Origin of the sequence: Leclercia adecarboxylata (assembly GCF_006874705.1) — a bacterium.
GTDB classification, from domain to species: Bacteria; Pseudomonadota; Gammaproteobacteria; order Enterobacterales; family Enterobacteriaceae; genus Enterobacter; species Enterobacter adecarboxylatus_C.
This window is the reverse complement of sequence record NZ_CP035382.1, coordinates 647,814-660,515: the sequence shown is the minus strand read 5'-3', so window position 1 is coordinate 660,515 and position 12,702 is coordinate 647,814. Positions and strand designations below refer to the sequence as shown.

General features: G+C 57.2%; 14 protein-coding genes. 11 read left to right on the top strand and 3 right to left on the bottom strand.

Translation table 11 applies throughout. The annotated features are described in order from the left end of the window. The 7 genes from lepA to acpS all read left to right on the top strand — a co-directional run bounded on the left by lepA (position 1) and on the right by acpS (position 6,460). Entirely contained in the window at positions 1 to 1,800 is a 1,800-nt protein-coding gene (gene lepA, locus ES815_RS04090; RefSeq protein WP_032613179.1) for a translation elongation factor 4, read from the top strand. A 17-nt stretch (positions 1,801 to 1,817) separates the two neighbouring features. Beyond that, positions 1,818 to 2,792, top strand: a complete 975-nt coding sequence (lepB, locus tag ES815_RS04085; RefSeq protein ID WP_142486736.1) for a signal peptidase I — start codon at positions 1,818 to 1,820, stop codon at positions 2,790 to 2,792. Between the two features lie 223 nt (positions 2,793 to 3,015). After that, complete coding sequence (rnc, locus tag ES815_RS04080) at positions 3,016 to 3,696, top strand: ribonuclease III (protein ID WP_032613175.1); 681 nt, start codon at positions 3,016 to 3,018, stop codon at positions 3,694 to 3,696. After that, positions 3,693 to 4,598 (top strand): GTPase Era, encoded by a 906-nt coding sequence (era, locus tag ES815_RS04075; protein WP_142486735.1) that lies wholly within the window; start codon positions 3,693 to 3,695, stop codon positions 4,596 to 4,598. Before rnc ends, era begins: the two co-directional genes overlap by 4 nt. An 11-nt stretch (positions 4,599 to 4,609) precedes the next feature. Next, positions 4,610 to 5,317: a DNA repair protein RecO gene (gene recO, locus ES815_RS04070; RefSeq protein ID WP_142486734.1), complete on the top strand. Its 708-nt coding sequence runs from the start codon at positions 4,610 to 4,612 to the stop codon at positions 5,315 to 5,317. A gap of 31 nt (positions 5,318 to 5,348) precedes the next feature. Further along, complete coding sequence (gene pdxJ, locus ES815_RS04065) at positions 5,349 to 6,080, top strand: pyridoxine 5'-phosphate synthase (protein ID WP_142486733.1); 732 nt, start codon at positions 5,349 to 5,351, stop codon at positions 6,078 to 6,080. Then, positions 6,080 to 6,460, top strand: a complete 381-nt coding sequence (gene acpS / locus ES815_RS04060; RefSeq protein ID WP_142486732.1) for a holo-ACP synthase — start codon at positions 6,080 to 6,082, stop codon at positions 6,458 to 6,460. Before pdxJ ends, acpS begins: the two co-directional genes overlap by 1 nt. Here the strand turns inward: acpS and ES815_RS04055 are convergent. Further along, positions 6,457 to 6,717 (bottom strand): YfhL family 4Fe-4S dicluster ferredoxin, encoded by a 261-nt coding sequence (locus tag ES815_RS04055; RefSeq protein WP_106994567.1) that lies wholly within the window; start codon positions 6,715 to 6,717, stop codon positions 6,457 to 6,459. The genes acpS and ES815_RS04055 overlap by 4 nt on opposite strands. A gap of 60 nt (positions 6,718 to 6,777) precedes the next feature. Beyond that, positions 6,778 to 7,626 carry a MurR/RpiR family transcriptional regulator gene (locus ES815_RS04050; protein WP_142486731.1) on the bottom strand — a complete coding sequence of 283 codons (849 nt, stop codon included), beginning with the start codon at positions 7,624 to 7,626 and terminating at the stop codon, positions 6,778 to 6,780. Between the two features lie 118 nt (positions 7,627 to 7,744). On the opposite strand from ES815_RS04050, the gene murQ reads away from it, so the two are divergent. From murQ to tadA, 4 genes are read left to right on the top strand one after another with little or no spacing between them, the layout of a single operon-like run. After that, entirely contained in the window at positions 7,745 to 8,638 is an 894-nt protein-coding gene (gene murQ / locus ES815_RS04045; RefSeq protein ID WP_142486730.1) for an N-acetylmuramic acid 6-phosphate etherase, read from the top strand. Positions 8,639 to 8,649: 11 nt separating this feature from the next. Next, positions 8,650 to 10,002, top strand: a complete 1,353-nt coding sequence (locus ES815_RS04040; protein ID WP_142486729.1) for a PTS transporter subunit EIIC — start codon at positions 8,650 to 8,652, stop codon at positions 10,000 to 10,002. A gap of 3 nt (positions 10,003 to 10,005) precedes the next feature. Beyond that, the gene (yfhb, locus tag ES815_RS04035) at positions 10,006 to 10,641 is read left to right on the top strand and encodes a phosphatidylglycerophosphatase C (protein WP_142486728.1); all 636 of its coding nucleotides are present in this window, start codon (positions 10,006 to 10,008) and stop codon (positions 10,639 to 10,641) included. Positions 10,642 to 10,671: 30 nt separating this feature from the next. Continuing rightward, entirely contained in the window at positions 10,672 to 11,211 is a 540-nt protein-coding gene (tadA, locus tag ES815_RS04030; RefSeq protein WP_142486727.1) for a tRNA adenosine(34) deaminase TadA, read from the top strand. On the opposite strand, the gene mltF is transcribed toward tadA, so the two are convergent. Further along, positions 11,093 to 12,649 carry a membrane-bound lytic murein transglycosylase MltF gene (mltF, locus tag ES815_RS04025; RefSeq protein ID WP_142486726.1) on the bottom strand — a complete coding sequence of 519 codons (1,557 nt, stop codon included), beginning with the start codon at positions 12,647 to 12,649 and terminating at the stop codon, positions 11,093 to 11,095. The two genes, tadA and mltF, sit on opposite strands and share 119 nt — an antisense overlap. Positions 12,650 to 12,702 lie beyond the last annotated feature (53 nt).

Genomic DNA, 12,702 nt, shown 5'->3' with positions numbered 1-12,702 from the left:
ATGAAGAACATACGTAACTTTTCGATCATTGCTCACATTGACCACGGTAAGTCGACGCTGTCTGACCGTATTATCCAGATTTGCGGTGGCCTGTCTGATCGTGAAATGGCAGCCCAGGTTCTGGACTCCATGGACCTGGAACGCGAACGCGGTATCACTATTAAAGCGCAGAGCGTGACGCTCGACTATAAAGCGTCTGATGGTGAAACCTACCAACTTAACTTTATCGACACCCCAGGCCACGTAGACTTCTCCTATGAAGTTTCCCGTTCGCTGGCCGCCTGTGAAGGCGCGCTGCTGGTGGTTGATGCCGGGCAGGGTGTAGAAGCCCAGACGCTGGCCAACTGCTATACCGCGATGGAAATGGATCTCGAAGTGGTGCCGGTACTGAACAAAATCGACCTGCCAGCCGCCGATCCTGAGCGCGTAGCGGAAGAGATTGAAGATATCGTCGGTATCGACGCGACGGACGCAGTGCGCTGCTCCGCCAAAACCGGCGTAGGTGTAACCGACGTGCTGGAACGTCTGGTGCGTGACATTCCGGCCCCGGAAGGTGACGCTGATGCGCCGCTGCAGGCGCTGATCATCGACTCCTGGTTCGATAACTATCTCGGCGTTGTCTCGCTGGTGCGTATTAAAAACGGCACCATGCGTAAAGGCGACAAGATTAAAGTGATGAGCACCGGACAGGTCTATAACGCCGACCGTCTGGGGATCTTCACGCCAAAACAGGTTGACCGTACCGAGCTGAAATGCGGCGAAGTAGGCTGGCTGGTTTGTGCCATCAAAGACATCCTCGGCGCGCCGGTTGGCGATACTCTGACCCAGGCACGTAACCCGGCAGATAAAGCGCTGCCAGGCTTCAAAAAGGTGAAACCGCAGGTTTACGCGGGTCTGTTCCCGGTCAGCTCCGATGATTACGAGAACTTCCGTGACGCGCTCGGCAAGCTGAGCCTCAACGATGCTTCCCTGTTCTATGAGCCAGAAAGCTCAACTGCGCTGGGCTTCGGCTTCCGCTGTGGCTTCCTCGGCCTGCTGCACATGGAGATCATTCAGGAGCGTCTGGAGCGTGAATACGATCTGGATCTGATCACCACTGCACCGACGGTAGTTTACGAAGTTGAGACCACCTCGAAAGAGGTTATCTACGTCGACAGCCCGTCCAAGCTCCCGCCGCTGAACAATATTCATGAGCTGCGTGAGCCGATTGCAGAGTGTCACATGCTGCTGCCGCAGGAGTTCCTGGGTAACGTCATCACGCTGTGCATCGAAAAACGCGGCGTGCAGACCAACATGGTTTATCACGGTAACCAGGTTGCGCTGACTTATGAAATCCCGATGGCGGAAGTGGTGCTCGACTTCTTCGACCGCCTGAAGTCAACCTCCCGCGGCTATGCGTCGCTGGACTACAACTTCAAACGCTTCCAGGCCTCCAACATGGTTCGTGTGGACGTGCTGATCAACAGCGAGCGCGTCGATGCGCTGGCGCTGATCACCCACAACGACAATGCTCCGTATCGCGGTCGCGAACTGGTCGAGAAGATGAAAGAGCTCATCCCTCGCCAGCAGTTCGATATTGCGATTCAGGCGGCCATTGGCAACCACATCATCGCCCGTTCGACGGTGAAACAGTTGCGTAAAAACGTTCTGGCAAAATGCTATGGCGGCGACGTCAGCCGTAAGAAAAAGCTGCTCCAGAAGCAGAAAGAAGGTAAGAAGCGTATGAAGCAGGTCGGTAACGTCGAGCTGCCGCAGGAAGCGTTCCTCGCCATTCTGCACGTGGGTAAAGACGGAAAATAATCCTATAAGGAGTTGGCATGGCGAACATGTTTGCCCTGATCCTGGTGATTGCCACCCTGGTGACGGGGCTGTTGTGGTGTCTGGATAAGTTTATCTTTGCCCCGAAACGTCACGAACGTCAGGCCGCCGCACAGGCTGCCACGGGCGACCAGTTGGATGCGAAAACCCTGAAAAAAGTCAGCCCGAAGCCGGGCTGGCTGGAAACGGGCGCTTCGGTCTTTCCGGTGCTGGCGATTGTGCTGGTGGTGCGTTCGTTTATCTATGAACCTTTCCAGATCCCATCCGGTTCGATGATGCCAACGCTGCTGATCGGTGATTTTATTCTGGTGGAGAAGTTTGCTTACGGCATTAAAGATCCGATCTACCAGAAAACGCTGATCGAAACCGGTCATCCAAAACGTGGCGATATCGTGGTGTTTAAATATCCGGACGATCCGCGTCTGGATTACATCAAACGCACCGTTGGCGTACCGGGCGATAAGGTAACCTATAACCCGGTCTCCAAAGAGGTGACGGTTCAGCCTGGATGCAGTTCCGGTACGGCCTGCGGAAGTGCGCTGGCGGTAACCTATTCCGGCGTTGAGCCAAGCGACTTTGTGCAGACCTTTGCCCGTCGTAACGGCGGCGAAGCCACCAGCGGATTCTTCCAGCTGCCGAAAGGCGAGACCAAAGAGAACGGTATTCGTCTGAACGAGCGCAAAGAGACGCTGGGGGATGTTACGCACCGTATCCTGACCGTCTCCATCGCTCAGGATCAACTGGGGATGTACTATCAGCAGCAGGGGCAGCAGTTGGCAACCTGGATTGTGCCGCCGGGACACTACTTCATGATGGGTGATAACCGCGACAACAGCGCGGACAGCCGTTACTGGGGCTTTGTGCCGGAAGCGAATCTGGTTGGCAAAGCGACCACTATCTGGATGAGCTTTGAGAAACAGGAAGGCGAGTGGCCGACCGGCGTACGGTTAAATCGTATTGGCGGCATCCATTAATTCCTGATAAATGAGCACGTAGTCTCTTTAATCAGAGGCTACGTGAATTATTTAAGGGATAAATCTCTTCTGACTAACGACAACCCCTGTCGTTGCGTATAGAATATTCCCCCGAAGTTTAAGGTTGGCGCTGATTCAGTGCCACGGCACACGAAACCGCGTTGGCTTTCTCAGGACGGTTTCGTGTGCTGCATTTTTGACGCATTTATTCTATTGGTATCGCATGAACCCCATCGTAATTAATCGGCTTCAACGGAAGCTGGGCTACACTTTTCAGCATCAGGAGTTGTTGCAACAGGCATTAACCCATCGCAGTGCCAGCAGCAAACACAATGAGCGACTCGAATTTCTGGGCGACTCCATTTTAAGTTTTGTTATTGCGAATGCGCTTTATCACCGTTTCCCGCGCGTGGACGAAGGTGATATGAGCCGCATGCGCGCAACGCTGGTACGTGGCAATACGCTTGCCGAAATTGCCCGTGAATTTGAACTGGGTGAGTGCCTGCGACTCGGGCCTGGGGAACTGAAAAGCGGCGGCTTCCGTCGTGAATCTATTCTCGCGGATACCGTCGAAGCGTTAATCGGTGGCGTTTTCCTCGACAGCGATATCCAGACGGTTGAGCAGCTGATCCTGAACTGGTATCAGTCGCGTCTGGATGAAATCAGCCCGGGTGATAAACAGAAAGATCCAAAAACCCGTTTGCAGGAGTACCTGCAGGGTCGCCATCTGCCGCTGCCATCCTATCTGGTGGTACAGGTTCGTGGCGAAGCACACGATCAGGAATTTACCATCCATTGCCAGGTCAGTGGCCTGAGTGAACCGGTGGTTGGCACAGGTTCAAGCCGTCGCAAGGCGGAACAGGCTGCCGCCGAACAGGCGTTAAAAATGCTGGAGCTGGAATGAGCGAAGAAAAGAGTTACTGCGGTTTTATTGCCATCGTCGGACGTCCGAACGTTGGCAAATCGACCCTGCTGAATAATCTGCTGGGTCAGAAGATTTCCATCACCTCCCGTAAGGCGCAGACCACTCGTCACCGCATCGTCGGTATCCATACCGAAGGGGCGTATCAGGCTATTTATGTCGATACCCCGGGTCTGCATATGGAAGAGAAACGCGCCATTAACCGCCTGATGAACAAGGCGGCGAGCAGCTCTATCGGTGACGTTGAGCTGGTGATTTTCGTTGTCGAAGGCACCCGCTGGACTGCCGACGACGAGATGGTGCTGAACAAGCTGCGCGACGGCAAAGTGCCGGTGATCCTCGCGGTCAACAAAGTTGATAACGTGCAGGAAAAAGCCGATCTGCTGCCGCATCTGCAGTGGCTGGGTAGCCAGATGAACTTCCTCGATATCGTCCCGCTCTCTGCCGAGACCGGTCTGAACGTGGATACCATCGCGGGCATCGTGCGTAAGCATCTGCCGGAAGCGATTCATCACTTCCCGGAAGATTACATCACTGACCGTTCTCAGCGCTTTATGGCGTCTGAAATCATCCGTGAGAAGCTGATGCGTTTCCTCGGCGCTGAACTGCCGTACTCCGTGACCGTGGAAATCGAGCGTTTCCAGACCAACGAGCGCGGCGGATATGACATCAACGGGCTGATCCTCGTTGAGCGCGAAGGGCAGAAGAAGATGGTGATTGGCAATAAAGGCGCCAAAATCAAAACCATCGGTATTGAAGCCCGTAAGGACATGCAGGAGATGTTTGAAGCTCCGGTTCACCTGGAACTGTGGGTGAAAGTGAAATCTGGCTGGGCCGATGACGAACGCGCGCTGCGCAGTCTTGGTTACGGCGACGACGTATAAGTCACTAAAACGTGGATGGATGGCAAAGAGCCTTTGTCCTTCACAGCCGTCCGTGGAGCGAAACCAGCCTGATGCTGGACGTCTTCACGGAAGAGTCAGGCCGCGTGCGCCTTGTTGCCAAAGGCGCACGTTCCAAACGTTCTAACCTGAAGGGCGCTCTGCAACCCTTCACACCGCTGCTGGTGCGCTTTAGCGGACGTGGGGAAGTAAAAACCCTGCGCAATGCCGAAGCCGTCTCTCTGGCGCTCCCCCTCTCTGGTATTACGCTGTACAGCGGTCTGTATGTGAACGAGCTCATCACGCGCGTTCTTGAACATGAGACCCGCTTCTCTGAACTCTTTTTCGACTATCTGCACTGTCTCCAGGCGCTGGCAGGCGCAACCGGCTCGCCGGAACCGGCGCTGCGTCGCTTTGAGCTGGCGTTGCTCGGGCATCTGGGATACGGCGTCGATTTTCTGCACTGTGCGGGCAGCGGCGAGCCCGTCGAAGACTCCATGACCTACCGCTATCGCGAAGAGAAGGGCTTTATCGCCAGCATTGTCATCGACAACAGCACCTTCACCGGGCGGGATCTGCGGGCGCTGGCGGAACGTGAGTTTCCCGACGTCAGCACCCTGCGGGCGGCAAAACGCTTTACCCGCATTGCGCTCAAGCCTTATCTTGGTGGCAAGCCCCTAAAGAGCCGCGAATTATTCCGGCAGTTTATGCCGAAACGTTAGACCACAGAACAAAAGAAATCCGAGGATTGTCATGGCTGAATTACTGTTAGGCATCAACATCGACCACATTGCTACCCTGCGCAACGCGCGCGGTACGGCATATCCTGATCCGGTTCAGGCGGCATTCATCGCCGAGCAGGCGGGGGCCGATGGCATTACCGTGCATTTGCGCGAAGATCGCCGTCATATCACCGATCGTGACGTTCGTGTCCTGCGTCAGACCCTGGACACCCGCATGAATCTGGAGATGGCCGTCACCGAAGAGATGCTGGCGATCGCCGTTGAGACCAAACCGCACTTCTGCTGTCTGGTACCGGAAAAGCGTCAGGAAGTGACCACCGAGGGTGGGCTGGACGTGGCCGGTCAGCTGGATAAGATGCGTGACGCCTGCAAACGCCTGGCGGACGCCGGGATCCTGGTGTCGCTGTTTATCGATGCCGATGAAGCGCAGATCAAAGCCGCAGCCGACGTGGGCGCGCCGTACATCGAGATCCACACCGGCTGCTATGCCGATGCTGAAGACGATGCCACCCGGGCGAAAGAGCTGGATCGCATCGCCAAAGCGGCCACCTATGCGGCAGGTCTGGGTCTCAAGGTTAATGCCGGCCACGGCCTGACCTACCATAACGTTAAAGCCATTGCCGCCATCCCGGAGATGCATGAGCTGAACATCGGCCATGCGATTATCGGTCGCGCGGTGATGAGCGGCCTGAAAGAGGCGGTGGCAGAGATGAAGCGGCTGATGCAGGAAGCCCGCAAGTAATGGCCATCCTCGGCTTAGGCACGGATATCGTCGAGATTGACCGTATCGAAGCGGTGATTGCCCGTAGCGGCGATCGCCTTGCCCGCCGGGTGCTCAGCGATAACGAATGGGCCATCTGGGAGACGCACCAGCAGCCGGTGCGTTTTCTTGCCAAACGTTTTGCGGTGAAGGAGGCTGCGGCGAAAGCCTTCGGCACCGGGATCCGCAACGGTCTGGCCTTTAATCAGTTCGAAGTGTTTAACGATGAGCTGGGCAAACCGCGCCTCAGGCTATGGGGCGAGGCGTTAAAGCTGGCGGAAAAGCTGGGCGTGGCGCATATACACGTGACGCTGGCCGATGAACGTCATTACGCCTGCGCCACGGTGATTATCGAAAGTTAAATCTTATCCGCGTGGTGCATCAGGACAAACTTGTCCCACAGCTGCTCTTCGGATTCTGAATGTGCCGGATCCTTCAGGATGGTATTGGGGATCGGGCACACCTTCTGGCAGGTTGGCGTCTCGTAATGGCCAATGCATTCGGTGCAGCGGTCGCTGTTAATCTCATAAATGCTGTCCCCCATCGAAATCGCCTGGTTCGGGCATTCAGGTTCGCACATATCGCAATTGATGCATTTTTTGGTGATTAACAGCGCCATCAGGAAATTCTCAGAAACAACACAAACAGGGCGGGCATTATACGCTCGGTCATTCCCTGCTCAAACCAGTTTTTTTACCAGCGCCTCACTGTGGCGGATGCGTTCCGGAGCCCGCTCCAGATCCTGCTGAACCAGCGCCATAAACAGCAGGTCGGTCAGCATCATCTGCGCGCTGGTGGAGGAGATGGCCGCGCTGCGGGTGGCCTGCTCTTCGGCAATGGTGTACAGACAGCGGGTGGCCCGCTGTTGCAGGGCATTGGGGGTAAAGCCAGTGATAGCCAGAATTTTCCCGCCCACGCGCAGGGCTTCATCGGCGGCCAGGTTAATCTCCCGGCGCTCGCCGGTATAGGAGATAGCCAGCAGCAGATCGTCAGGTGCCATCGCCTGCACGGTAGCCAGCAGGGCGTGCATATCCTGTTCGACAATGGCGATCAGGCCGATCTTGTTCAGCTTCCAGCCAAAGTTACGTGCCACCAGGCCTGAAGCTCCGATCCCGGTGAGGATCACCCGCCGTGCCGCGTGCAGCATGGCAACGCTTTCCAGCAGTTTCTCTTCGCTGTTGACGTCCAGCGTGGCGTGCATCGCTGCGACGTTCTCCTTGATCAGCTTTTCCCCCACCAGACGCATCGGATCGTCGCCGCGGATCTGGTTGTGCACCGGCATGGATTGCGGATTCGGGTTGCTGGCCAGGGCTTCGCTCAGCGCCAGTTTTAGCGCCGGAAAGCCTTTAAAACCAATTTTTTGCGCGAACTTAACCACGCTGGACTGGCTCACGCCCGCCTCGCTTGCCAGCTGCTGGGAGCTGAGATGGCGGGCACGATCGGGTTGGGTGAGTAAAAAGTCCGCCAGTTTTTTATCGCTCTGGGCAAAGCCGGCGTAGCGCTGGCGGATTCGAATTAAACAGTTCATAAGGACTCCTGGCGAAATGTGATGACTGCAGCAAATGCGAATTCTGCTCGCCTGAATGAATTTTATATTCCATTATAATGCGACTATTATGAATTAAAAATTCTTGAGGCACAAAAAAATGAATCTCGGCTCACTGGTATCAGAATCCCGCAATCCACAAACCCTGGATCTCGACGCGCTCTCCACGCTTGACCTGGTTAATCGCTTTAACCAACAGGATACGCTGGTCGCGCAGGCAGTGAAAGAGACATTGCCCGAGGTGGCAAAAGCCGTGGATGCGGCAGCCGACGCGCTGAAGGCGGGCGGGCGCATCATCTACATGGGGGCGGGCACCAGCGGGCGTCTTGGGGTACTGGACGCCTCAGAATGTCCGCCGACCTTTGGCGTGCCGCATGGCCTTGTCATCGGCCTGATTGCCGGGGGGCCGGGGGCGCTGCTGAAGGCGGTGGAAGGGGCAGAGGACAGTAAGGAGCTCGGTGAAGAGGATCTCAAAGCCCTCAACCTGACCGCGCAGGATCTGGTGGTCGGGCTGGCGGCCTCCGGACGCACGCCGTACGTGATTGGCGGCCTCGAGTATGCGAACCAGACCGGCTGCACCACCGTGGCGATCTCCTGTAATCCGGGCTCACCCATTGCCCAGGTTGCCACCATCGCCATCTCGCCGGTTGTCGGCCCGGAGGCGCTGACCGGCTCCACTCGTCTGAAATCCGGCACTGCGCAAAAGCTGGTGCTGAACATGATCTCCACTGGCGCGATGGTGAAGTTTGGCAAGGTCTACCAGAACCTGATGGTGGACATGAAAGCCACCAACGTGAAGCTTATCGACCGGGCCTGCCGCATGGTGGTGGAAGCCACCGGTACCACGCGGGAAGAGGCGGAAGAGGTCTTGAAACAGACCGGATATGACGTCAAACCGGCCATTCTGATGATCTTAAGCGGGCTGGATGCCGCGGCGGCGCGCGCCAGACTCGACGCGCATCAGGGATTCTTACGTGCGGCATTAGAGAACTAAAAGAGGCGTACATGGAAAAAACAGCAGCCCTCGCCAGCGATATCCTTGCGGGTATTGGCGGGGAGAACAATATCCGGCGTCTGGAAAACTGCATGACGCGGGTGCGGGTGGAAGTTCAGGATGATGACAAGCTCGATCTGGCGCGGCTGAAAAAACTGCCCGGGGTCAGCGGCTATGTGAAGCAGGGGGAGCAGCATCAGCTGATCGTCGGCCCCGGCAAGGCTGCGCAGGTGGTGGATACCATGCGTTCGCTGATGGGCGGGGCGGTGATGGATGACGCCGAGCGCACCAAAGCCCAGGTGAAGGCCAAATACAAAGCCCCGATGAGCGACGCATTGCGCCAGCTGGCCAACGTCTTTATTCCGCTGATCCCGGCCTTTATTGCCTCGGGGCTGATCACCGGGATCATCAATATCCTGAAACGCCCGGACATTGTCGGTGACTTCGCGACCCACTATCCCAATCTGCTGGGGATCCTCGGCATTTTCGGCAGCGCGGTCTTTGCCATCATGAACATTCTGGTGGGGGTTAACACCGCCAAAGTGTTCGGCGGCTCGCTGGCAATGGGCGGGGTGATGGCGGGGATCCTCTCCAGCCCACAGCTGGCGCAGATCACCCTGTTTGGTGAAGCGCTGCAGCCGGGGCGGGGCGGGGTGATCGCCGTGCTGCTGGTGGTGGTGTTGATGTGCTGGATCGAGAAACGGCTGCGCAATATCCTGCCGGGCTCGCTGGAGCTGATCTTCAATCCGCTGCTGACCACCTTAATCACCGGCAGCGTGGCGATTATCGCCCTGCAGCCGCTGGGGGGCGTGATCTCCGAATCCATCGCCCACGGTGCCTCCTGGGCTATCGATCGCGGAGGATTCCTGGTAGGCGGGGTTCTCTCGGGCACCTTCCTGCCGCTGGTATTGACCGGCTTACATCAGGGCCTGGTGCCGATCCACGTTGAGCTGGTGCAGGCCCATGGTTACAACGCGCTGTTGCCTATTCTGGCGATGGCCGGTGTCGGACAGATCGGCGCGGCGATTGCGGTGCTGATGAAAACCCGTAATGAACGCCTGAAAAAGGTCATCAAAGGGGCGCTGCCGGTCGGGCTGCTGGGGATCGGTGAACCGCTGATCTTCGGCGTCACCCTGCCGCTGGGCAAGCCGTTTATCGGCGCCTGTCTTGGCGGCGCGGTCGGCGGGGCGCTCATCAGTTACTGGAAAGTGGCAACCGTTATCACCTTTGGTATTTCCGGATTACCGCTGGCATTAACCATCGTGACCGGAAAAGTCATGCTCTATCTGTTAGGCTATCTGGTAGCGGTGATCGCCGGGTTCCTGTTTACCTGGCTGTTAGGGTTCAACGATCCAGAGGAGTAAGGTTTGGTCAATCACGAGCGTCGCGTAGTCTTTTTCGATCTGGACGGAACGCTGCATCAGCAGGATATGTTCGGCACCTTTATGCGCTATTTGCTGCGCCGACAGCCCCTGAATGCCCTGCTCGTGTTACCCCTGCTTCCCATCATCGGCGGCGCGTTGCTGATTAAAGGCCGCGCCGCCCGCTGGCCGATGAGCCTGCTGCTGTGGGGCTGCACCTTCGGTCACAGCGAAGCGCGGCTCAAACAGCTGGAGAAAGAGTTTGTCACCTGGTTTCGCGGGCATGTCACCGCCTTCCCGGTGGTGCAGGAGCGGCTCACCAACTACCTCAACGCCAACGATGCTGACATCTGGCTGATCACCGGCTCGCCGCAGCCGCTGGTCGAGCAGGTCTATTTCGATACCCCCTGGCTGCCGCGCGTCAACCTGATTGCCACTCAGATGGGGCGCGCGTACGGTGGCTGGGTGCTGACCATGCGCTGCCTCGGCCACGAGAAGGTGGTGCAGCTGGAGAAAAAAATCGGCACCCCGCTGCGGCTCTACAGCGGCTACAGCGACAGCAAGCAGGACAACCCCCTCCTTTACTTCTGCCAGCACCGCTGGCGCGTCACGCCCCTTGGTGAACTTCAGCAACTGGAATGATTTTGTGATTATGCATAGCGGGTGTGTATAATGCGCCCGCTTTTCAGACTGGAGTATGCTGCGTTGTCCGACCTTGAACTCAATCATGAATACTGGATGCGCCATGCGCTCCAGCTTGCCAAACGCGCCTGGGAAGAGGGTGAAGTCCCGGTGGGCGCCGTGCTGGTCCACAATAACCAGGTGATTGGCGAAGGCTGGAACCGCCCGATTGGGCGTCACGACCCGACTGCCCATGCCGAAATCATGGCCCTGCGCCAGGGCGGACTGGTACTGCAAAACTACCGCCTGCTGGACACCACGCTCTACGTTACCCTCGAACCCTGCGTCATGTGCTCCGGTGCCATGATCCACAGCCGGATCGGCACGGTGGTGTTTGGTGCGCGGGATGAAAAAACCGGGGCGGCAGGTTCGCTGCTGGACGTGCTCAGACATCCCGGCATGAACCATCAGGTCAATGTGTTGGGAGGGGTGCTGGCACCAGCGTGTTCGGAGATACTAAGTGAGTTCTTTCGAATGCGGCGTCAGCAGAAAAAGAGACAAAAGGCAGAATTGAAGTTATCGGGCGAGTAAGCTCATCCGGCGATACTACCGGATAACTTTGCGCCAGCTGCTGTGCCGCCTGCGCCTCTCTCTCTTTCTCCATCAGATACCCCACCAGGCTTATCTGGTATTTGCGGATATTCTCCACGTAGGCGTACGCCTCGTGGCCGCGCGCATAGCCATAGGTTAACTTGCTGTAATACGGCTTCTGACTCAGCAGCGGCAGGCGCTGTTTGACGTCAGACCAGCTGTCGGGATTGCCTTTGGTTTTTGCCGTCAGGGCGCGGGCATCAATCATATGGGCGTATCCCATGTTGTAGGCCGCCAGCGCAAACCAGATCCGTTCCTCTTCCGGCACCGTCTCCGGCACCTTAGCCATCATATCCTGCAGATAACGTGCGCCACCGCTGATGCTCTGCTCGGCATCGGTGCGGTCGGTCAGGCCCAGGCTCTGGGCGGTGTTTTTGGTCAGCATCATCAGGCCGCGCACGCCGGTTGGTGAGGTAGCCTGTGCGTCCCAGTGCGACTCCTGATACGAGATAGCGGCCAGCAGACGCCAGTCAATCTCCTGCGCATATTTCTCAAACAGCGGCTTCAGATCCGGCAGCACGTTATCCACGGCGCGCAGGAAGCTGCGGGTATCGACATAGTCAAAGTCATCCCCGTGGCCGAGGTATTTCTCCTCCAGTCGCGCAAGGGTGCCGTCCTCATTCATCCCGTTGAAGAAATCGAGCATCGCGGCAGAGAGCGTCTGGTCGGCATCAAGGGGGCTGAACCAGGTGACGGGCTGCTCGTCAGTGACGTCCAGCGCCACCGCCAGCTCCGGGTGGACACGCTGGAACAGGCTAATGGCCACCGAATCAGCGATGGTGTAAGGCAGTTTGCCGTCGGTGACCTGCTCCAGCAGCGCCGTGGTGCCCTGCTTCTCATCCACCGTCCAGTTGAGGTTAGGGTACTTCTTCTCTTTCAGCGCCCGCAGGTCGTCGATTACCACATGCCCCGGTGCGACGGTGAGCTGTTCTGCTGTCAGACCGGCAAGGGTGCGCGGGCGCAGGCTGCCCACGCGATAGACCAGCTGCTGTGAGACAGAGTAATAGGTGGGGCCCGGCTGATAGTTCTTGCTACGTTCGCTGTTATAGACCAGCCCGGCGGCCAGCAAATCGGCATCGCCATTATCCAGGTCGTCAAACAGCTGACTGATGTTCTGGCGTACGGTCACTTTGAGCTTTACGCCCAGGTAGTCTGCAAAGTGCTGCGCCAGTTCGTAATCCAGGCCAATCACTTTATTGTTGATCGCGCTATAGGTCAGCGGTGAGGACAAGGTACTGACGCGCAGCTCCCCCCGCGCCTGAATAGCGGCGATGCGGTTTTCGGCTTTGCTGAACCAGGGGATTGAAGGCCACAGGGCCGCTGCCAGCAGCAAGGTCACTATGCCGATGAACAGATAATTAATCTTTAATTTTTTCAATAAGTTGATTCTATGTGCTGTGTATTGTTCTGGTTTATGTGGGCCATAGTAAA

Excerpts from the sequence above, each read along its gene's own strand:
- lepA (WP_032613179.1), top strand. The coding sequence starts at position 1 with ATGAAGAACATACGTAACTTTTCGATCATTGCTCACATTGACCACGGT.
- lepB (WP_142486736.1), top strand. The coding sequence starts at position 1,818 with ATGGCGAACATGTTTGCCCTGATCCTGGTGATTGCCACCCTGGTGACG.
- rnc (WP_032613175.1), top strand. The coding sequence starts at position 3,016 with ATGAACCCCATCGTAATTAATCGGCTTCAACGGAAGCTGGGCTACACT.
- era (WP_142486735.1), top strand. The coding sequence starts at position 3,693 with ATGAGCGAAGAAAAGAGTTACTGCGGTTTTATTGCCATCGTCGGACGT.
- pdxJ (WP_142486733.1), top strand. The coding sequence starts at position 5,349 with ATGGCTGAATTACTGTTAGGCATCAACATCGACCACATTGCTACCCTG.
- acpS (WP_142486732.1), top strand. The coding sequence starts at position 6,080 with ATGGCCATCCTCGGCTTAGGCACGGATATCGTCGAGATTGACCGTATC.
- ES815_RS04055 (WP_106994567.1), bottom strand. The coding sequence starts at position 6,717 with ATGGCGCTGTTAATCACCAAAAAATGCATCAATTGCGATATGTGCGAA.
- ES815_RS04050 (WP_142486731.1), bottom strand. The coding sequence starts at position 7,626 with ATGAACTGTTTAATTCGAATCCGCCAGCGCTACGCCGGCTTTGCCCAG.
- murQ (WP_142486730.1), top strand. The coding sequence starts at position 7,745 with ATGAATCTCGGCTCACTGGTATCAGAATCCCGCAATCCACAAACCCTG.
- ES815_RS04040 (WP_142486729.1), top strand. The coding sequence starts at position 8,650 with ATGGAAAAAACAGCAGCCCTCGCCAGCGATATCCTTGCGGGTATTGGC.
- tadA (WP_142486727.1), top strand. The coding sequence starts at position 10,672 with ATGCGCCCGCTTTTCAGACTGGAGTATGCTGCGTTGTCCGACCTTGAA.